At 59.9% G+C, this 19,405-nt stretch carries 15 protein-coding genes and 1 tRNA gene; 11 read left to right on the forward strand and 5 right to left on the reverse strand.

Features of this window, described 5'->3' with window-relative positions; genetic code table 11:
* Window positions 1–42: 42 nt before the first annotated feature.
* Window positions 43–1,269: a multifunctional CCA addition/repair protein gene (locus AD665_RS18050; protein ID WP_053193041.1), complete on the forward strand. Its 1,227-nt coding sequence runs from the start codon at window positions 43–45 to the stop codon at window positions 1,267–1,269.
* A 125-nt stretch (window positions 1,270–1,394) separates the two neighbouring features.
* Here the strand turns inward: AD665_RS18050 and folK are convergent, their stop codons facing one another.
* On the reverse strand, window positions 1,395–1,922 hold the full coding sequence (gene folK, locus AD665_RS18055; RefSeq protein WP_053193043.1) for a 2-amino-4-hydroxy-6-hydroxymethyldihydropteridine diphosphokinase: 528 nt from the start codon (window positions 1,920–1,922) through the stop codon (window positions 1,395–1,397).
* Window positions 1,913–2,266 (reverse strand): dihydroneopterin aldolase, encoded by a 354-nt coding sequence (gene folB, locus AD665_RS18060; protein WP_024777403.1) that lies wholly within the window; start codon window positions 2,264–2,266, stop codon window positions 1,913–1,915. Before folB ends, folK begins: the two co-directional genes overlap by 10 nt.
* Window positions 2,267–2,340: 74 nt before the next feature.
* Here folB and plsY point away from each other — a divergent pair, with 74 nt between their 5' ends.
* Window positions 2,341–2,910 carry a glycerol-3-phosphate 1-O-acyltransferase PlsY gene (gene plsY / locus AD665_RS18065; protein WP_024777402.1) on the forward strand — a complete coding sequence of 190 codons (570 nt, stop codon included), beginning with the start codon at window positions 2,341–2,343 and terminating at the stop codon, window positions 2,908–2,910.
* A 5-nt stretch (window positions 2,911–2,915) separates the two neighbouring features.
* Here the strand turns inward: plsY and tsaD are convergent, their stop codons facing one another.
* Window positions 2,916–3,941, reverse strand: coding sequence for a tRNA (adenosine(37)-N6)-threonylcarbamoyltransferase complex transferase subunit TsaD (gene tsaD / locus AD665_RS18070; RefSeq protein ID WP_024777401.1), 1,026 nt, complete (start codon window positions 3,939–3,941; stop codon window positions 2,916–2,918).
* A gap of 199 nt (window positions 3,942–4,140) precedes the next feature.
* On the opposite strand from tsaD, the gene rpsU reads away from it, so the two are divergent.
* The 5 genes from rpsU to AD665_RS18095 all read left to right on the forward strand — a co-directional run bounded on the left by rpsU (window position 4,141) and on the right by AD665_RS18095 (window position 12,680).
* The gene (gene rpsU, locus AD665_RS18075; RefSeq protein WP_002551877.1) at window positions 4,141–4,356 is read left to right on the forward strand and encodes a 30S ribosomal protein S21; all 216 of its coding nucleotides are present in this window, start codon (window positions 4,141–4,143) and stop codon (window positions 4,354–4,356) included.
* Window positions 4,357–4,835: 479 nt separating this feature from the next.
* Window positions 4,836–6,806, forward strand: a complete 1,971-nt coding sequence (gene dnaG, locus AD665_RS18080) for a DNA primase (protein WP_053193045.1) — start codon at window positions 4,836–4,838, stop codon at window positions 6,804–6,806.
* Between the two features lie 67 nt (window positions 6,807–6,873).
* The gene (gene rpoD, locus AD665_RS18085; protein ID WP_024777399.1) at window positions 6,874–8,721 is read left to right on the forward strand and encodes an RNA polymerase sigma factor RpoD; all 1,848 of its coding nucleotides are present in this window, start codon (window positions 6,874–6,876) and stop codon (window positions 8,719–8,721) included.
* A 123-nt stretch (window positions 8,722–8,844) separates the two neighbouring features.
* On the forward strand, window positions 8,845–12,588 hold the full coding sequence (locus tag AD665_RS18090) for a bifunctional diguanylate cyclase/phosphodiesterase (RefSeq protein ID WP_053193047.1): 3,744 nt from the start codon (window positions 8,845–8,847) through the stop codon (window positions 12,586–12,588).
* A gap of 15 nt (window positions 12,589–12,603) precedes the next feature.
* A tRNA-Ile gene (locus tag AD665_RS18095) sits at window positions 12,604–12,680 on the forward strand.
* Between the two features lie 120 nt (window positions 12,681–12,800).
* On the opposite strand, the gene AD665_RS18100 is transcribed toward AD665_RS18095, so the two are convergent.
* Complete coding sequence (locus AD665_RS18100; protein WP_024779393.1) at window positions 12,801–13,112, reverse strand: XRE family transcriptional regulator; 312 nt, start codon at window positions 13,110–13,112, stop codon at window positions 12,801–12,803.
* The gene (locus tag AD665_RS18105) at window positions 13,105–13,470 is read right to left on the reverse strand and encodes a type II toxin-antitoxin system RelE/ParE family toxin (RefSeq protein ID WP_024779394.1); all 366 of its coding nucleotides are present in this window, start codon (window positions 13,468–13,470) and stop codon (window positions 13,105–13,107) included. The genes AD665_RS18100 and AD665_RS18105 overlap by 8 nt, the downstream gene beginning before the upstream one ends.
* Window positions 13,471–13,687: 217 nt before the next feature.
* On the opposite strand from AD665_RS18105, the gene AD665_RS18110 reads away from it, so the two are divergent.
* The 4 genes from AD665_RS18110 (at window position 13,688) to AD665_RS18125 (ending at window position 19,398) form a co-directional block, all read left to right on the forward strand.
* On the forward strand, window positions 13,688–16,117 hold the full coding sequence (locus AD665_RS18110) for a sulfite exporter TauE/SafE family protein (RefSeq protein WP_053193063.1): 2,430 nt from the start codon (window positions 13,688–13,690) through the stop codon (window positions 16,115–16,117).
* A 36-nt stretch (window positions 16,118–16,153) separates the two neighbouring features.
* Entirely contained in the window at window positions 16,154–16,615 is a 462-nt protein-coding gene (locus AD665_RS18115) for an Lrp/AsnC family transcriptional regulator (protein ID WP_024779396.1), read from the forward strand.
* A gap of 279 nt (window positions 16,616–16,894) precedes the next feature.
* Window positions 16,895–18,577, forward strand: a complete 1,683-nt coding sequence (locus AD665_RS18120) for a flavin monoamine oxidase family protein (protein WP_024779397.1) — start codon at window positions 16,895–16,897, stop codon at window positions 18,575–18,577.
* Between the two features lie 26 nt (window positions 18,578–18,603).
* Window positions 18,604–19,398 carry a carbon-nitrogen hydrolase family protein gene (locus AD665_RS18125; RefSeq protein WP_053193050.1) on the forward strand — a complete coding sequence of 265 codons (795 nt, stop codon included), beginning with the start codon at window positions 18,604–18,606 and terminating at the stop codon, window positions 19,396–19,398.
* Window positions 19,399–19,405: the final 7 nt, after the last annotated feature.

The raw sequence follows: 19,405 nt of genomic DNA on the forward strand, positions 1-19,405 counted from the left end.
CCCGACGCAAAGGTTATCCTGTCGGATCAACGGAGGTTTTTTATGCAGATCTATAAAGTCGGCGGTGCCGTGCGCGATCGCCTGCTGGGCATTCCCGTCGTCGACGTCGACCGGGTCGTGGTCGGCGCCACGGCCGAGGAAATGATCGCCAAGGGGTTTCGCCCCGTGGGAGCCGATTTTCCGGTGTTTCTCGCCCCTGACACGGGCGAGGAGTACGCCCTCGCCCGCACGGAACGCAAAAGCGGCCGGGGCTACGGCGGCTTCGTGTTTCATGCCAGCCCTGAAGTGACTCTCGAGGAAGACTTGGTTCGCAGGGACCTGACGATCAACGCCATGGCGGAGGACGATCAGGGCAACCTCACCGATCCCTACCACGGCCAGCGTGACCTCGAAGCTCGCGTACTCCGCCATGTTTCTCCGGCGTTTGCCGAAGATCCGCTCCGGGTCCTGCGGGTTGCCCGCTTTGCCGCGCGCTATGCCTCACTGGGTTTCAAGGTGGCGGACGAGACCCTTGAGCTGATGCGCCAACTCAGCGATTCTGGCGAACTGGAAGCCTTGACCGCCGAGCGCAGTTGGAAGGAAATTTCCCGCGCCCTCATGGAAAACCAGCCACAGGTGTTTATCCAGGTCTTGCGCGACTGTGATGCCCTCAAAGCCCTCATGCCCGAGGTCGATGCACTATTCGGCGTACCACAGCCCGAAGCCCATCATCCGGAAATCGATACCGGCGCACATACCCTGAGCGTGCTGGAACAAGCCGCCCTGCACCAACAACCGCTAACGGTCCGCTGGGCCTGCCTGCTACATGATCTGGGCAAGGCCCTGACACCCGAACATGAATGGCCGCGACACATCGCCCATGAGCACAAAGGATTAAAACCGATCAGGGCAGTCAGCGAGCGCTTCAAAGTGCCACGCGACTGCCAGGAATTGGCGCTATTGGTTGGCCAATATCACACCCATGGCCATCGTGCGCTTGAATTGAAAGCGTCCACCTTGCTCGAATTACTACAGAGCTTTGATGTGTACCGCCGCCCCCATCGCTTCGAAGAGTTTATCGCGGCCTGCGAAATGGATGCCCGAGGCCGCAAGGGCTTGGAAAATCGAAGTTATCCACAGGCGGACTATCTGCGCGGCGCGGCAGCGGCGGCGCGGGGGGTGGCAGTGCAACCATTGCTGGAGAAAGGCTTTAAGGGGCCTGAACTGGGAGAGGCGATTAAACGCGAACGACTCAGGGCCCTGAAAACTTACAAGGAGGGGGCGAACTGACAGGGGTTGCGTGTCCGCTTGCACTTTCACCGGACGGGGGACCGCCATCGCGAGCAGGCTCGCTCCCACACTAGTGTCCGTGCCGGATACCTATACCTGTGGGAGCGAGCCTGCTCGCGATGGCGTCAGGAAATTCGCAACAGGTCCGAAGACGTCAGCTGCTCGCCCCGCCATTCAAAAGCCACCGGCGCCAGGACCTGATCAATCTGCGATTCGTCCCACAACGTGGCAAAACTTTTGCCTACGCCTGGGTGAACGCGATCCGGTGCAATCAACGACAATGGCCACAAGACAAAGGCATTTTTCAGGATTTCCGCCCGCGGCAGAACCAAGCCTTCGAAATTGCCGACCTGCTCGCCGTACAACAACACGTCGATGTCCAGCGGCAGCCCCTTGCGATCCGGCGCATAACGACCATTGTCCGCCTCGATGCACTTGAGACGGCGGTCCAGCTCCATCAACGGCAGGTCTGTGAAGGCCGACACGACGAAATTGAAGAAAGGCCCGCTTTTGATGCCCACCGGCTGGCTCTCGAATACCGCCGAGCAGCGTATGTCCACCAGAAAGCCCGCAAGGGCTTCAAGCCCCGCGCGCAAGTGGGTTTCGCGCTCGATATTGCTGCCGAGCCCGAGAAAAACCTGTGTCAGCGACATCCGCGCTCGATCTCCACACCCACTCCGCTGGCCGCCGGAACCGCGCCAGGCTTGGTCACTTTCAGACGCAGCCAGGTAATCTTGAACTCGTCCATCAACTCTTGAGCCAGTCGCTCGGCGAAAGTCTCGACCAACTGGAACCGGGCCTGATCGGCGAACGCCTGGATGCGCGATGAGACACTGGCATAATCGAGCGCCAGATTCAGGTCATCGCCCGCGGCGGCCGGGCGGTTATCCCAAGCGAAACTCAGATCAAGCCGCAGACACTGTCGGATGTCTCGCTCCCAGTCGTAGGCACCGATTACCGTGTCGACTTCCAGGCCCTCGATAAACACTCTGTCCAAGCACTCTTCTCCGCAGCACGACAAGGGCGCAATGCGCCGTTAGAATCAGGGCATCCTCGCCCGGAATAGTTAGCATGTTTTGGTTACTGGCGATCCTCGCCTACCTGCTCGGCTCGCTGTCCTTTGCCATCGTGCTCAGCCGTCTGACGGGTCACCCCGATCCGCGCATGAGCGGCTCAGGCAATGCCGGTGCCACCAACATGTTGCGCCTGGCCGGACGCAAACTCGCCGTCCTGACCCTGCTCGGCGACCTTTGCAAAGGTCTTGTGCCGGTACTGATCGCCAGCCTCGCGGGGCTTTCCTTGCAGCAACAGGCCTGGATCGGCGTCTGTGCGGTCATTGGTCATCTTTTCCCGCTGTACTTCCGCTTTCGGGGCGGAAAAGGTGTCGCCACCGCCGCCGGAATGCTGCTGGGTCTGTATCCGCCCGCGGCACTGCTGGCCGTCTCGGCCTGGCTGCTGATGTTCTACCTGACCCGCACCAGCTCATTGGCCGCACTGATCGCCACCCCGCTGACCCTGCCGCTGCTGGCCTGGCAGGAACCCGAGGCCCTGCTGCCGATGACCGCCCTGGTCGCGCTGATCGTCTGGCGTCACCGGGGCAATCTACGCGACCTGTTCGCCGGGCGCGAACGGCATTTTTAAATACTTCACAACGGCGACAGCTGCTCCATGGGCCAGCGCGCCTGCACACTGATCGACAGGCTTTCGCGCTGGCCGGCCTGCAGCCGCTGACAGCCGGCAAAAGCGATCATCGCGCCGTTATCGGTGCAGAATTGCGGCCGGGCGTAGTAAACGTCGCCTTTCATGTCGCCAAGCATTTTTTCCAGCGACACCCGCAGGGCCTTGTTTGCACTCACTCCGCCGGCGATGACCAGCCGCTTGAGCCCGGCCTGTTTCAGAGCGCGCTTGCATTTGATGGTCAAAGTCTCCACCACGGCCTGCTGGAACGCCAGCGAGATGTCGCAACGGGCTTGCTCATGGTCGCCCCCGGCGCTGACGCACTGCTGCCAGGTGTTCAGGGCGAAGGTCTTCAAGCCACTGAAACTGAAATCCAGTCCCGGCCGGTCACACATCGGCCGAGGAAATACGAAACGTCCTTCGACCCCTTGGGTCGCTAGCCGTGCGATTTCCGGTCCACCCGGATAATTGAGGCCCATCATCTTTGCGGTTTTGTCGAAAGCTTCACCAGCCGCATCGTCCAGGCTTTCACCCATCAACTCGTATTGACCGATGCCGTCGACCCGGACCAGTTGTGTATGGCCTCCTGAAACCAACAAGGCGACGAACGGAAACTCCGGTGGCTGCGGCTCCAGCATGGGCGCCAGCAGGTGGCCTTCCATGTGATGCACACCCAGGGCCGGTATGCCCCAGGCAAAGGCCAGCGCCTGGGCACAAGAAGCCCCGACCAGCAACGCGCCCACCAGGCCCGGTCCGGCGGTATAGGCGACGGCATCGATTTCAGTCGGCACACAGCCGGCTTCGGCCAGAACCTGGCGGATCAGGGGCAGCATGCGCTTGACGTGATCGCGGGACGCAAGCTCGGGCACCACGCCGCCGTAGGCGCGGTGCAGGTCGATCTGACTGAACAGCGCATCGGCCAGCAGGCCGCGTTCACTGTCGTAGAGCGCGACGCCGGTTTCGTCGCAGGAAGTTTCTAATCCCAGTACTAGCATGGGTTTGCGCCTTGTGGAGGCTGAATTCGAAGGCGCGCATGATAGTCGCCACGTTGTGCCCCGACCAGCGGTTTTCGATCAGAGGCTTTGCATTCCTGGCGTTGAGGGGTTAACATCCGCAACCCTTAAAAACCGACGTCTTCAAGTGCTCTTTTGCCGCGAGGATGTTGACCCCGGTAATGAATGAAGGTAGCTCTGGATGCCAGCCGTCAAAGTAAAAGAGAACGAACCCTTCGACGTAGCTCTGCGTCGTTTCAAGCGCTCCTGCGAAAAAGCCGGTGTTCTGGCTGAAGTTCGTAGCCGCGAATTCTACGAGAAGCCGACTTCCGAGCGTAAGCGCAAAGCAGCAGCCGCTGTTAAGCGTCACGCCAAGAAAGTTCAGCGCGAACAGCGCCGCGCCGTACGTCTGTACTAATACACAGACGTTCGTAGCAAGCTTCTGCCAAGCCCGGCCTTCAAGCCGGGCTTATGGCATTTGCGGAATAACGCTTGATGCTTCACAGTCAAAGCCGCAGATGCGACTGAGACAACTGCTTTACCACGTCAGACCTGGCTCTTCTGCCAGCGGTGCACGTCTCTTCTGACGAGCCTTCCAAGGCTACTGACGAGCACACCCTGATTCCTCTAACGACGATCAGCCCATGGCACCTGCTTGCGTGCCCGCTCGATGAGCTATCCGAGGCCTGACCGGCCGTGACCGGATTCAGCGCAACATATTCAAACAGTCGAATACTGATGGTAATTAACGTCAGTGGATTATCGGCAGATACACTTCCCGACAGCAATGATGCAGACAACCCCGGTCGAGCCACCGCTTACAGTGTCTCATGACCAGGACCCGGTTACGCCTGCTGATTCCGGGCCCCTATTTCGCGCAGTGATGATGAGAACGCCATGGCCGGGCTAATTCCCCAGAGCTTTATTGACGACCTCCTGAACCGCACCGACATCGTCGATGTGGTCAGCTCTCGCCTGCAAATGAAAAAGGCCGGCAAGAACTACACGGCCTGCTGCCCATTCCACAAGGAAAAAACGCCATCCTTCAGCGTCAGCCCCGACAAGCAGTTCTATTACTGCTTTGGCTGTGGCGCTGGCGGCAATGCCCTCGGCTTCATCATGGACCACGACAACCTGGATTTCCCCCAGGCTGTCGAAGAACTGGCCAAAGCCGCCGGCATGGAAATTCCTCGTGAGGAAAGCGGTCGGGCACACAAGCCGCGCCAACCCACCGACTCGCCGCTCTATCCGCTGCTGACCGCGGCGGCTGATTTCTATCGCCAGGCTCTCAAAAGCCATCCGGCCCGCAAGGCCGCGGTGGATTATCTCAAGGGTCGCGGCCTGACCGGCGAAATTGCCCGGGACTTCGGCCTCGGCTTTGCCCCGCCCGGCTGGGACAATCTGTACAAGCACTTGAGCAGCGACACGCTGCAGCAGCGCGCCATGATCGATGCCGGCTTACTGATCGAAAATGCCGAAACCGGCAAGCGTTACGATCGCTTCCGCGACCGGGTAATGTTCCCGATCCGCGACACCCGCGGGCGTATCATTGCCTTCGGTGGCCGCGTATTGGGCGACGACAAGCCCAAGTACCTGAACTCGCCGGAAACACCGGTGTTCCATAAGGGCCAAGAGCTGTACGGCTTGTATGAGGCCCGCAAGAACAACCGCAACCTCGACGAGATCATCGTCGTCGAAGGTTACATGGACGTCATTGCCCTCGCCCAGCAAGGCCTGCGCAATGCCGTTGCGACGCTGGGCACCGCCACCAGCGAAGAGCACATGAAGCGACTTTTCCGTGTCGTGCCCAGCGTACTGTTCTGCTTCGACGGCGACCAGGCCGGCCGCAATGCCGCCTGGCGTGCGCTGGAAGCCACGCTGCCCTGCCTGCAGGATGGCCGACGGGCGCGCTTTCTGTTCCTGCCGGAAGGTGAGGACCCCGATACCCTGGTGCGCTCCGAAGGCACCGACGCGTTCCGCGCGCGGATCAATCAACATGCACAACCATTGGCCGATTATTTTTTCCAGCAGTTGACCGAAGAGGCCGATCCACGCTCGCTCGAAGGCAAGGCCCACATGGTCACCCTCGCGGCACCGCTGATCGACAAGGTACCCGGCGCCAACCTGCGCGCACTGATGCGCCAGCGCCTGACCGAAATCACCGGCCTCAACAGCGAAGCGGTCAACCAGCTGGCTCATAGCGCTCCAGCGGAGGCGCCGCCGGCGTACGACCCGGGCATCGACTACGACGCAATGCCGGATTTCGCGGACTATCATCACCCTCAGCAGGACTATGCGCCGCAGCAAGAGTGGACACCGAAAAAAACCGGTGGCGGCGGCAAGAAATGGGACAAGAAACCCTGGGACAAGAACGGCAAGCGCGGCGATCGCGACCAACCACGTGCCCCACGCGTGCCGGTAGGCGTCGAAGCACCAACTCTGATTGCTCTTCGCACGCTCATTCATCACCCGCAGATGGCTAGCAAGGTCGAAACTGCTGATCATTTCGCAAATGAGAGCAATACCTATGCCCAGCTACTGGTGGCACTGGTCGAGGCCGTGCAGAAAAATCCTAAGCTAAGCTCCATTCAGCTCATGGCTCGCTGGCACGGAACCGATCAGGGGCGCCTGCTTAAGGCGTTAGCAGAAAAAGAGTGGTTGATTGCAAACGACAATCTTGAACAACAGTTTTTAGACACCATTACTAGGTTATCCGCGGGTCAACACGCACAGAACCTGGAAGACCTCATCAGGAAAGCAAGACAGCCTGGGCTGACCGCGGAGGACGCCAGCCAGATAGCGAATGAAATGCGTGAACTATTAAAACGCAATGTCTCCACATCAAACCCGACCTCAACTGGCGCGTGAGGTCACAGCTCAGGTATAATCCTCGGCTTGTTTTTTGCCCGCCAAGACCTTCAGTGGATAGGGTGTTATGTCCGGAAAAGCGCAACAGCAGTCTCGTATCAAAGAGTTGATCCTATTGGGTCGTGAGCAGGGCTACCTGACTTACGCGGAGGTCAACGACCACCTGCCGGAGGATATTTCAGATCCGGAACAGGTGGAAGACATCATCCGCATGATCAACGACATGGGGATCAACGTATTCGAGGTTGCGCCAGATAAGGATGCCCTTATGCTGGCCGACGCCGATACCGACGAGGCGGCCGCTGAAGAAGCGGCCGCAGCGCTGGCGGCTGTCGAGACCGACATTGGTCGCACCACCGACCCTGTGCGCATGTATATGCGTGAAATGGGTACGGTAGAGCTCCTCACGCGTGAAGGCGAAATCGAAATCGCCAAGCGTATTGAAGAAGGCATCCGTGAAGTGATGGGCGCAATCGCGCACTTCCCTGGCACGGTCGACCATATTCTCTCCGAATACACTCGCGTCACCACCGAAGGTGGCCGCCTGTCCGACGTCCTGAGTGGCTACATCGACCCGGATGACGGCACCACGCCGCCTGCCGCCGAAGTCCCGCCACCGATCGACGCCAAGGCCGAGAAAGCCGATGACGACAGCGATGACGACGACGCCGAAGCCAGCGATGACGAAGAAGAAGCCGAAAGCGGTCCTGATCCGGTCGTCGCCGCACAGCGTTTCGGCGCCGTGGCCGAGCAGATGGAAATCACCCGCAAGGCGCTGAAAAAGCACGGTCGCGACAACAAGCAAGCCATCGCCGAGCTGTTGGCCCTGGCCGAACTGTTCATGCCGATCAAGCTGGTGCCCAAGCAGTTCGAAGGCCTGGTCGAGCGTGTTCGCAGCGCCCTGGATCGTCTGCGTCAGCAAGAGCGCGCGATCATGCAACTGTGCGTTCGTGATGCCCGCATGCCACGTGCCGACTTCCTGCGTCAGTTCCCTGGTAACGAAGTCGACGAAAGCTGGACCGATGCACTGGCCAAAGGCAAGTCCAAATACGCGGAGGCCATCGCCCGCCTGCAACCGGATATCGTTCGTTGCCAGCAGAAGCTGAGCGCGCTGGAGACCGAAACCGGCCTGAGCATCGCCGAGATCAAGGACATCAACCGTCGCATGTCGATCGGTGAGGCCAAGGCCCGCCGCGCGAAGAAAGAGATGGTCGAAGCGAACTTGCGTCTGGTGATCTCCATTGCCAAGAAGTACACCAACCGCGGCCTGCAGTTCCTCGATCTGATCCAGGAAGGCAACATCGGCCTGATGAAAGCGGTGGACAAGTTCGAATACCGTCGCGGCTACAAGTTCTCGACCTATGCTACCTGGTGGATCCGCCAGGCGATCACCCGTTCGATCGCCGACCAGGCCCGCACCATCCGTATTCCGGTGCACATGATCGAGACCATCAACAAGCTCAACCGTATTTCCCGGCAGATGCTGCAGGAAATGGGTCGCGAACCGACTCCGGAAGAGCTGGGCGAACGCATGGAAATGCCTGAGGACAAGATCCGCAAGGTATTGAAGATCGCCAAAGAGCCGATTTCCATGGAAACACCTATCGGTGATGATGAAGATTCCCATCTGGGTGACTTCATCGAAGACTCCACCATGCAGTCGCCGATCGATGTCGCCACTGTCGAGAGTCTCAAGGAAGCGACTCGCGAAGTACTCTCCGGCCTCACAGCCCGTGAAGCCAAGGTACTGCGCATGCGTTTCGGCATCGATATGAATACCGACCATACCCTCGAGGAGGTCGGTAAGCAGTTTGACGTGACGCGCGAGCGGATTCGTCAGATCGAAGCCAAGGCGTTACGCAAACTGCGCCACCCGACACGAAGCGAGCATCTGCGCTCCTTCCTCGACGAGTGACCTTCAGAACCCCCGGCCCTGCCGGGGGTTCTTTCATATGCAGAAAAATCCCCTTCGCTACGCCCCCCGCCCCATTGCACGTCTACACTCGAAACATCCTTCCTATGCCATGACGAGACCGTGATGCCCAGACTGACGGCCCTGCTCTTGCTGTCACTGATGACCTGGACCGCAACGGCTGGCGCGTTGATGCTCACTGACGAAGAGCGCCGCTGGCTCAAGGACCACCCCGACCTGCGCCTGGGCGTCGATGCCTCATGGCCGCCGTTCGAATTTCGCGACGATCAAGGTCGTTATCAAGGCCTGGCCGCCGATTACGTTGAAATCATCCGCGAGCGACTGGCAGTCACGCTTACCCCCATTGAGCCCGCCAGCTGGACCGCCGTGCTGGAATCGGTCGCACAAGGCAAGATCGATCTGCTGCCGGGCATCATGTCCACCCCCGAACGGCAGAATTTCCTGGCCTTTACGCGCCCTTACCTCGACTTTCCGATCGTTATCCTGGCCCATCGAGGCGGAGCCCAGCCTCACAATCTCAAGGATCTGTACGGGTTGAAGATTGCAGTGGTGGAAAACTATGCCCCCCATGAGCTGCTACGCAGTCATCACCCCGACCTGAACCTGGTGGCGCTGCCCAACGTCAGTTCAACCCTGCAGGCCCTGGCAACCGATAAAGTGGATGCCGTGGTAGGCGACCTTGCTTCCAGCGTCTGGAGCCTTCGCCAGCTCAAGCTCGAAGGCCTTTACGTCAGCGGCGAGACGCCCTATCGCTATCAGTTGGCAATGGCCGTTCCCCGCGACAATCAAATACTGGTGAACATTCTGGACAAGGTCATCGCCGACATGAGCCCGGCCGAGATCGCTGAAATCCAGGAGAAATGGGTCGGCAATGTGCGCGACTACCGGCAGTTCTGGTCGGACGTGCTGCTTTATGGCCTGCCCGGACTGCTGCTCTTGATGGGCATCCTGGCAGCGGTGATTCGCATCAACCGCCGCCTAAGCTCGGAGATCGCCCGTCGAATCGACCTGGAACAGGAGCTACGCAGCAGTGAATATCACTATCGCGGACTGGTGGAGAGCCTCTCGGCGATTGCCTGGGAAGCCAAGGTCAGCGACTTCACCTACACCTATGTCTCGCCCCACGCCGAAGACTTGCTTGGCTATCCCCTCGCCCATTGGCTGATCCCGGGCTTCTGGCGCAACATCATTCATCCGGCGGACCTTATCCGTGCCCAAACCTATTGCGATCATGAAGTGCTCGCCGGACGCGATCATTGCATCGATTACCGAGTCATCACCGCCGATGGCCGCTGCCTGTGGGTTCGCGACATTGTCAGCCTGATCGAACACGGTCATGAGCCGGTAATGCGCGGGCTGATGATCGACATCAGTGAAGCCAAGCGCACCGAGGAAGCGCTGCGTCTTTCGGAGCAGAAATTCGCCTCGGTGTTCCGCCAGTGCCCGGACATTCTGGTGATCGCGCGTCTGTTGGACGGATGCTTGCTGGAAGTCAACAAAACCTTCGAAGAACAGATCGGCCTGAGCGCCGACGAGGTCGTGGGCCAGACCGCGACCGAGCTGAATATCTGGGGCATCCAGGGCGTTGGCCCAAGCCTGCTGCAGCGTCTGCAGGCCGGGAGTATCCGCAACCTGGAGATGCCCTTTCGCCGCAGCAACGGCCAGGTGTTCACCGGGCTGATCTCCGCCGAGCCCTTCGACCTCGACACGACACCTGCGCTGGTCGTAGTGGTGCGCGACATCAGTCAACTCAAGGAAACCCAACAACAACTGCAAACCTCCGAAGAGAAGTTCGCCAAGGCGTTCCACGCTTCACCCGATGGTCTGCTGCTGTCCCGACAAAGCGACGGCCTGCTGATTGAAGTCAACGAGGGTTTCAGCCGCATCACTGGCTTCAACAGCGCCCTGTCGGTGGACCGCTCCACCCTGGACCTGGGGATCTGGGTCAACCTCAACGAGCGCAAGCAGATGCTCGATCTGCTGCAGCGTGACGGCTACGTCAAGGACTTCAGCTGCCATATCCGGCGCAACGACGGGCAGATACGGCTCTGCGAAGTATCCAGCCGTCCGCTGCCCATCGGCAATGAAGACTGCATGTTGACCATCGCCCGAGACATCACCGAACGCCATCTGATGCAGGAAAAACTGCAACAGGCCGCCACCGTGTTCGAAAGCACGGCCGAAGGCGTGCTGATCACCGATACGCAGCAGCACATCAGCGCTGTGAACCGCGCCTTCAGCGAAATTACCGGCTATAGCGAAACCGAAGCCTTGGGCCATACGCCACGACTGCTGGCCTCCGGCTTGCACGACAGCGCGTTCTACGCCGCGATGTGGCACCAGTTGACGGCAGAGGGGCATTGGCAGGGGGAGATCTCCAATCGCCGCAAGAACGGCGAGCTATACCCCAGTTGGCTGACCATCAGCGCGGTACGCAATCGTGATCAGCAGGTCACCCATTTCGTCGCCGTCTTCGCCGATATCTCCAGCCTCAAACACGCCCAGGCCAAGCTCGACTACCAGGCTCACCACGACCCGCTCACTGGTCTGCCCAACCGCACGCTGTTCGAAAGCCGCTTGCTGACGGCCCTCAACAACCAGCAGGAAAACGGTGGGCAGGGTGCGGTGCTGTTCCTGGACCTGGACCGCTTCAAGCACATCAATGACAGCCTCGGACACCCGGTCGGCGACCTGCTGCTCAAGGGCATCGCAGTGCGTCTGCGGGAACAGCTGCGTGATATCGACACCGTGGCGCGCCTGGGCGGCGACGAGTTCATCATCCTGCTGCCAGGCCTGCAGCAGCCCAGCGATGCCGAGCACATAGCCCTGAAGCTGTTGAACTGTTTCGCCGCACCGTTCCAGGCCGGCGAACACGAGTTCTTCATCAGCGCCAGCATCGGCACCAGCCTCTACCCCCAGGATGGCTGCGACGTCGCCACACTGGTCAAGAACGCCGATGCGGCGATGTACCGCTCCAAGGCCAAGGGCCGCAACCGGGTGGAAAGCTACACCCGCGACCTCACCGCCCAGGCCAGTGAGCGCGTAGCCATGGAATACGAATTGCGCAGAGCGATTGAACGTAACGAGTTGTCCCTGTCTTTCCAACCGAAAATCAGCCTCGCCGATAACCGTCTGGTAGGCGCCGAAGCCTTGATTCGCTGGACCCACCCGACGTTTGGCGAGGTGCCACCGGAGCACTTCATTCCCCTGGCGGAAGAAAACGGCATGATCTTGCAGATCGGCGATTGGGTCCTGGAGCGCGCCTGCCGACAGCTGTACGAATGGAACAGCGCCTACGACAGCCTCGGTCCGCTGTCGGTCAACCTGGCCGGAGCGCAACTGCGTCAACCGAACCTGCTGGTACGCATCGAACAACTCCTGCGGGAGAACCACCTCAAGCCTGGATTACTGCAACTGGAAATTACCGAAAATTTCATCATGAGCCAGGCCGAAGAGGCCCTGACGGTGCTGCACCAACTCAAGAAACTGGGCGTTCAATTGGCCATCGACGACTTTGGCACGGGCTACTCCTCCCTGAGCTACCTCAAGCGCCTGCCGTTGGACATCCTCAAGATTGACCAGTCCTTCGTCCGCGGCCTGCCCGACGATCCCCACGATGCAGCCATCGTACGCGCAATCATTGCCCTGGGTAGCAGCATGCAATTCACCATCATCGCCGAGGGCGTCGAAACCCTGGCCCAGCAGCAATTCCTGGCCGAAGAAGGCTGCGAACAGATCCAGGGCTACATCGTCAGCCTGCCCCTGGGCGCCGACGAATTCGCCGCGACGTTTCTGCGTATGACCGTATCGGATTTTTCGGATAGCACAGCTGAGAAACCGTCGTTATAATCCGCGGCCTACTGAGGGCCTATAGCTCAGTCGGTTAGAGCAGAGGACTCATAATCCTTTGGTCCACGGTTCGAGTCCGTGTGGGCCCACCAACTTGAAAGCCGCGCATTGCGCGGCTTTTCTGTTTCTGGATTTCAAGTTCCTCTTCGATAAGGACAGCATCGCTGCTCAAATGTAACCCGGCACAAGAGCATGCGCAGGAAACCCAACGACTATGGTTGATGGGAGAAGTTTTCAATCCTGACCTGACCATCCGGAAACGTGGCGATAATCTCCAATTCGCCGCCCATGGCACGGATGTAGTTACGCAACGTGCTGATGTACATGTCCGTGCGACGCTCCATTTTCGAGACTGCCGCCTGGTTGATATGCAGAGCCTTGGCCAAGGCTTCCTGGCTCAGTTCCTGCGCCTGACGTAACTCGTGCAGTGGCATTTCCGCCCGTAACTTCTGATACAGCGCTTGCGTGCGGACCTGAGAATCTGGCGAACGACGTGCCACCAGATCGGCAAATTTCTTAGCCATTGTCAAACTCCTCTTTCTTCAATACTTCCAAATGCTCGTCATAAAGACGCTCGGCCAAAGGCACGTACTCGTGATACCAGCGATCCTGGCCGGTCTTGCCTCCGCCGATCAGAAGAATGGCGCAGCGACGCGGGTCGAAGGCATAGAGCACACGATAAGGTCTTCCTCCATGCTGCACCCGTAGCTCCCGAAGGTTGCCATGACGCGAACCTTTAATATCGCTGGTATGAGGAAAGCCCAAGAAAGGCCCGGCATCACCCAGCAACATTACCGAGGCCTGCACAGAATCCTGCTCACTCTCACCGAGACGGTTCCACCAAATCTCAAACTCATCTGTGTATTCAACATCCCATTTCATTCAAATATGCCACCCAGGATATATAACCTCAAGGGAATAATCCTAGACACTCCAACCGCCGTCCTGCCATCTGGGTCGCATCGCGAATTGTTAACGAGGATTTCGCAGCGGTCCTCTCTTGCTCCCCTGGCGCAGCAGAAGTAATACTCCGCGAGCTGGGAATGATGAAAACCATCCGCGCCAAGTCCGTCACCCAAAAAACCATCACGAGACGCCAATCATCGCCACCCCCACCCTCCCCCGACTGTTCCTAGAGCTGTTCTGGCAACTCGGCATCCTGCTGGTGCCGGCCTTTTTCGTCACGGTGCTGCCACCCCCGCTGGCCTTGCTGACGGTGCTGTTCTTCGGCCTGTTGATGGGCATCGCGGCGCGCCTGGGCTTTTTATCGGTGGGACGGGGTTGTGCCCGGTTGATGATCGGCGCCGTATTTGGCCTGGGTTTCAGCCTGGGCAGGGCGCTGCCCGAGTGGTGGGGGATTCTGGTGGCAATCGTCGCCATCATCGGCGGGCTCGCCTGTGTCAGCAAATGGGAGCGACGTCTCGGCCTGGTGTCGCCCCCTGTCAAAGGACCCAGTGCCTGGGGCGGATCCGAGCCACAACTGACCCCTGAAGGTGAGCCGATCCGGACGTTCAACCACGGCGAAATCGCCATGGGCGGGCCGACCTATTGCGACTATCTGTTTCCCGATGGGGTGCTCCTGCAAGGCCTTGGTTCCTCAGCGGTGTTTTCCAGCGATGGGCGTTATTTCGCCGCGCCGGTGCCGTCCCGGCAGAGCTGGGGGCTGCTCGTTCTCGACCGTCATCAACGCCGGGTCTACCGCTGCGACAACAGTGAGTTCTGGGAGCTGGACACGCTGGACCTCAACAGCCTGAGCGGTCGCTACAGTCCATTAGTGGACAACAGTGTTCGCCAGACTCGGATCGATGAACTGCTGCAAACCGCCGACGCCGCCGATCTGGTGCCCGTTGCCGACCTTTGGCTGGAACCTGACGGGTATCCGGACAATGTCGCGCACACCTTCGAGCGGCGCTCCGCTGACGGACAACAATGCCTGGTAGGTGACATTGTCTTGCCTCCGGCTTTTCGCGATCTGCCCCAGCCTTTGCAACCATTGCGTTCACCGCGCTATGCCGTCAGCGTCAATGGACAACCGTCCGGCCTGCTGATGGCCGCCGATACCGCGCTGGTATGGAGCACCGATCAGCGCGCACTGGTGTGTCTGGCCCAGGAAGAAGCCGGACATCCGAGCGGTGACCGCTACTGGTTGTGGCAGGTTGACCAGGGCTGGCGTGCCCTGCCTTCGCCGTGGGTGAAGCGTGATGCCGAGCCCTCTTTCTACTGGCATGACGTGTCGAACCTCGACGAGCACCATGTGTATATCGAGTCGTACCTCGACTACCCGCGCCCGTCCCTTGGCCGGTATGGTTACCGCCTCGACAGCATCCACAGCGACACCGACATACAGGTGGGCCATGACGCCCAGGGTCGGGTGCAGGTCGCCGAGTTTCAATTGACCCGGATGAGCATTGCCATGCCGCTGGACAGCCAGGGCCGGCGAGGTGAGTCGTTTATAGCGACACAGCCGATGCTGGGCGGTATCTGTGCTCGCTTGATCTGGCTTTGCGACAACACTGAGGGTCTGGGGGCTTACCGCTGTCAAATCGGTGACTGGCAGTTGCCGGGACGTTGGCTGCTGGATCATCGGGTTTCCGACTGCGGTCGTTATCTGGCCCTGTTGCCTTTTGCAGACTCGATGACTGTCGCGACTCATGCCGCCGTTGTCGATGTGGAGGCGCGGTGCGTGCTGGAGGGGCCCTTCATGTGGGTGGCCCGCTTGCTCGATTTCCGTGATGGCTTGCTGAGCCTGGCGGCGATCGCCGGTCGGCTGGACCAGGACCTGAACAGCAGCGCGCTGCAACGCTTCAATATGCCTGCGCCGACGATCGGCAGCGATCCTTCGTTCTTTCATCCCGACGAGCAATCCCGGCTGTTCTACACCACCGTGGCGTTGCAGGTGAGCGATTCGCAGTTACGCAGCGTTGCTCCTTGGCGCCTAGTGGATCGACCGCAAGCGGCCATCGCCGAGGGCGATTTCATCCAGCCCTCGCCCACTCATGGAGATGCCGCGTGGCTGTTTGGCAGCGAGACGGAATATGCCGACAGCTGGGTCCGTGCGAATACGCCGCGGCTCGGTGGCCATCTGCTGACCGCATCCGGTTGCGCATTGAGTGACCTTGCGCCCTCGATGATCTGGTCACCAGACGGTCGCTATCTCGCGCTGACCCGCATGGCCACCGATGTGACAGAGCTTTGTGGAAGCTATCGCGGCTGGCAATTGCTGCTACTCGATGTTCAAGCGCACACGTTACGGGTGCATTCGCAATGGTTGGGCAACCGTCCGCTGTTTGAAGGTTTCGACGACCAGCAGGTGCTCATACGCTGTTTTGAACGGGATTGGGAAGCGGAGGACGATGAGGACCCTGGTTCTATCCAGTCATTGCCATTGGCGCTGTTGCTGCGACTGCCCGTTGAACAGCTGGTCTGCCAGGACGGTTTCTGGCTCGGGGCCTCGCAGTTACATCTGGCGCCGTACTGGCAAGCGTTGGCGTTACCTGCCATCCACTATTTCGAACACAAGAGCCTGTAACATGCCCCATCATCGATGCCCGCGCCGGAGCCCAACTTGTCTGACACACGCCCTCCCGTCCTTGACGAAATCGATCGCCAGCTGATCGCCGCCTTGCAAATCAATGCCCGGGAAAGCGTCGCCATGCTCGCCCGGCAACTGGGCATCGCCCGGACTACCGTAACCTCCCGGCTGGCCAGGCTGGAAAAGACCAAGGTGATTACCGGCTATGGCGTGCGCCTTGGACAGCGGGTGATCGATGGCGGCCTGCAGGCTTACGTCGGCATCAAGGTCCAACCGCGCTCCGGCAAGGATGTGCTACGGCGCTTGAGCGCCATGGCCCAGGTCCAGCAGTTATGCGCGGTCAGTGGCGAGTTCGATTATGTGGCCTGGCTGCGCACGGATTCGCCGGAACAGCTGGATCAGTTGCTGGACCAGATCGGCAGCGTGGACGGCGTGGAAAAGACCACCACCTCCATCATCCTCAGCAGCAAGATTGATCGGGGGCAGCCGGTCTAGGGCTGTGCCACCCGAATCAATGTGGGAGCGAGCCTGCTCGCGATATCTTCAGTCCAGCCACCATCTACCTGGGCTGACAAACCGCTATCGCGAGCAGGCTCGCTCCCACAAGGAAGTGCGCTTCGTCATTACGACTTTTAAACGCATCAAAATGACGTTTAATAATTCATAACGACGACACATTGCGTCTTATTAACGTGTTTAACCCGCTCTAGAATGGCCGGCATCTTTCCTATACTCAGACGCGAGCAAGCGTCGAGTCGCCCCTCAAGGTCAGCCATGAACAAGCACAATCGCCACCCAGCAGACGGTAAGAAGCCCATCACCATTTTCGGGCCGGACTTTCCTTTCGCCTTTGACGACTGGATCGAGCATCCGGCCGGCTTGGGCAGTATTCCGGCTGACAACCTCGGAGCCGAGGTGGCAATCGTCGGGGCCGGGATCTCTGGCCTGGTGGCGGCGTACGAACTGATGAAGCTGGGCCTCAAGCCGGTGGTCTACGAGGCTTCGAAAATGGGCGGGCGGCTGCGTTCGCAGGCGTTCAATGGTACCGAAGGGATTGTCGCCGAGTTGGGGGGGATGCGCTTTCCGGTGTCGTCCACGGCGTTCTACCACTATGTCGACAAGCTGGGGCTGGAAACCAAGCCGTTTCCCAACCCGTTGACCCCGGCTTCCGGCAGCACCGTCATCGACCTCGAGGGCCAGACTTACTACGCGCAGAAATTGGCGGACCTTCCCGCGTTGTTCCAGGAAGTGGCCGACGCCTGGGCCGATGCGCTGGAGGACGGCTCGCGCTTCAGCGAGATCCAGCAAGCGATTCGCGCCCGTGACGTGTCGCGCCTCAAGGAGTTGTGGAACACTTTGGTGCCGCTGTGGGACGACCGCACCTTCTATGATTTCGTCGCCACCTCCAAGGCATTCGCCAAGCTCTCGTTCCAGCATCGTGAAGTATTCGGCCAGGTCGGTTTCGGCACCGGCGGCTGGGATTCGGACTTCCCCAACTCGATGCTGGAAATCTTCCGCGTGGTGATGACCAACTGCGATGATCACCAGCACCTGGTGGTGGGCGGCGTGGAACAGGTGCCCCACGGTATCTGGAAACACGTGCCGGAGCGCTGTGCGCATTGGCCAAAGGGCACCAGCCTGAGTTCGCTGCACCTGGGCGCGCCCCGCAGCGGTGTGAAGCGCATCGCTCGCGCAGAAGATGGCCGGTTCAGCGTGACGGACGTCTGGGGCGACACCCGGGAATATGCCGCGGTACTGGTCACTTGCCAGAGCTGGCTGCTGACCACCCAGATCGAATGTGAAGAGGCGCTGTTTTCGCAGAAGATGTGGATGGCCCTGGACCGCACCCGCTACATGCAATCATCGAAGACCTTTGTCATGGTCGACCGCCCGTTCTGGAAGGACAAGGACCCGGAAACCGGCCGCGACCTGATGAGCATGACCCTCACCGACCGCCTCACGCGCGGCACCTACCTGTTCGACAACGGCGATGACAAGCCAGGCGTCATCTGCCTGTCTTACTCCTGGATGAGTGATGCGCTGAAAATGCTGCCTCATCCCGTGGAAAAGCGCGTGAAGCTGGCTCTCGATGCCCTGAAGAAAATCTACCCCAAGGTGGACATCGCCGCCCGGATCATCGGCGATCCGATCACCGTTTCCTGGGAAGCCGACCCGCACTTCCTCGGCGCCTTCAAGGGCGCCTTGCCGGGTCACTATCGTTACAACCAGCGTATGTACGCGCATTTCATGCAAGACGACATGCCGGCTGAACAACGCGGGATCTTTATCGCTGGCGATGACGTCTCATGGACACCAGCCTGGGTTGAAGGCGCGGTACAGACCTCACTCAATGCCGTGTGGGGAATCATGAAGCACTTCGGCGGTGAAACTCACGCCGAGAACCCGGGTCCAGGTGATGTATTCAACGAGATCGGTCCGATCGCACTGCCTGAATGAAACGGCCCGAATAAAAGGAGTTGTCGATGCGCGTAGCCCTTTATCAATGCCCACCGCTGCCACTGGATCCGGTCGCCAACCTGCAGCGCCTGCATCAGGTGGCGCTGGAGGCCAGGGGCGCCGATGTGCTGGTGCTGCCGGAGATGTTCATGACCGGCTACAACATCGGCGTCGACGCGGTAAATGTATTGGCCGAGGTCTACAACGGCGAATGGGCGCAGCAGATCGGTCGCATTGCCAAGGCCTCCGGCCTGGCGATTCTCTATGGCTACCCTGAGCGCAGCGAGGACGGGCAGATCTACAACTCGGTCCAACTGATCGACGCCCAGGGCGAGCGCCTGGCCAACTATCGCAAGAGCCACCTGTTCGGTGACCTCGATCATGCGATGTTCAGCGCGGGCGATGATTCACTGCCGATCGTTAGCCTCAACGGCTGGAAGCTCGGTTTCCTGATCTGCTACGACCTGGAGTTCCCGGAGAATGCTCGACGCCTGGCCCTGGCCGGCGCCGAATTGATCCTGGTACCGACCGCCAACATGCTGCCCTACGAGTTCATCGCCGACATTACGGTGCGCGCCCGGGCTATCGAGAACCAGTGTTTCGTGGCCTACGCCAATTACTGCGGCCATGAAGGTGAATTGCAGTATTGCGGCCAAAGCAGCATTGCCGCACCGGATGGCAGCCGTCCCGCCCTTGCGGGGCTGGATGAAGCCTTGATCGTGGGGGAGCTGGACCGTCAATTGATGGAAAACTCCCGCGCAGCCTACAACTACTTGCATGACCGCCGTCCTGAGCTTTACGGCGACCTGCACAAGCACTGATTGAGAA

Origin of the sequence: Pseudomonas corrugata, assembly GCF_001269905.1 — a bacterium.
In the GTDB taxonomy this organism is placed as follows: Bacteria; Pseudomonadota; Gammaproteobacteria; order Pseudomonadales; family Pseudomonadaceae; genus Aquipseudomonas; species Aquipseudomonas corrugata.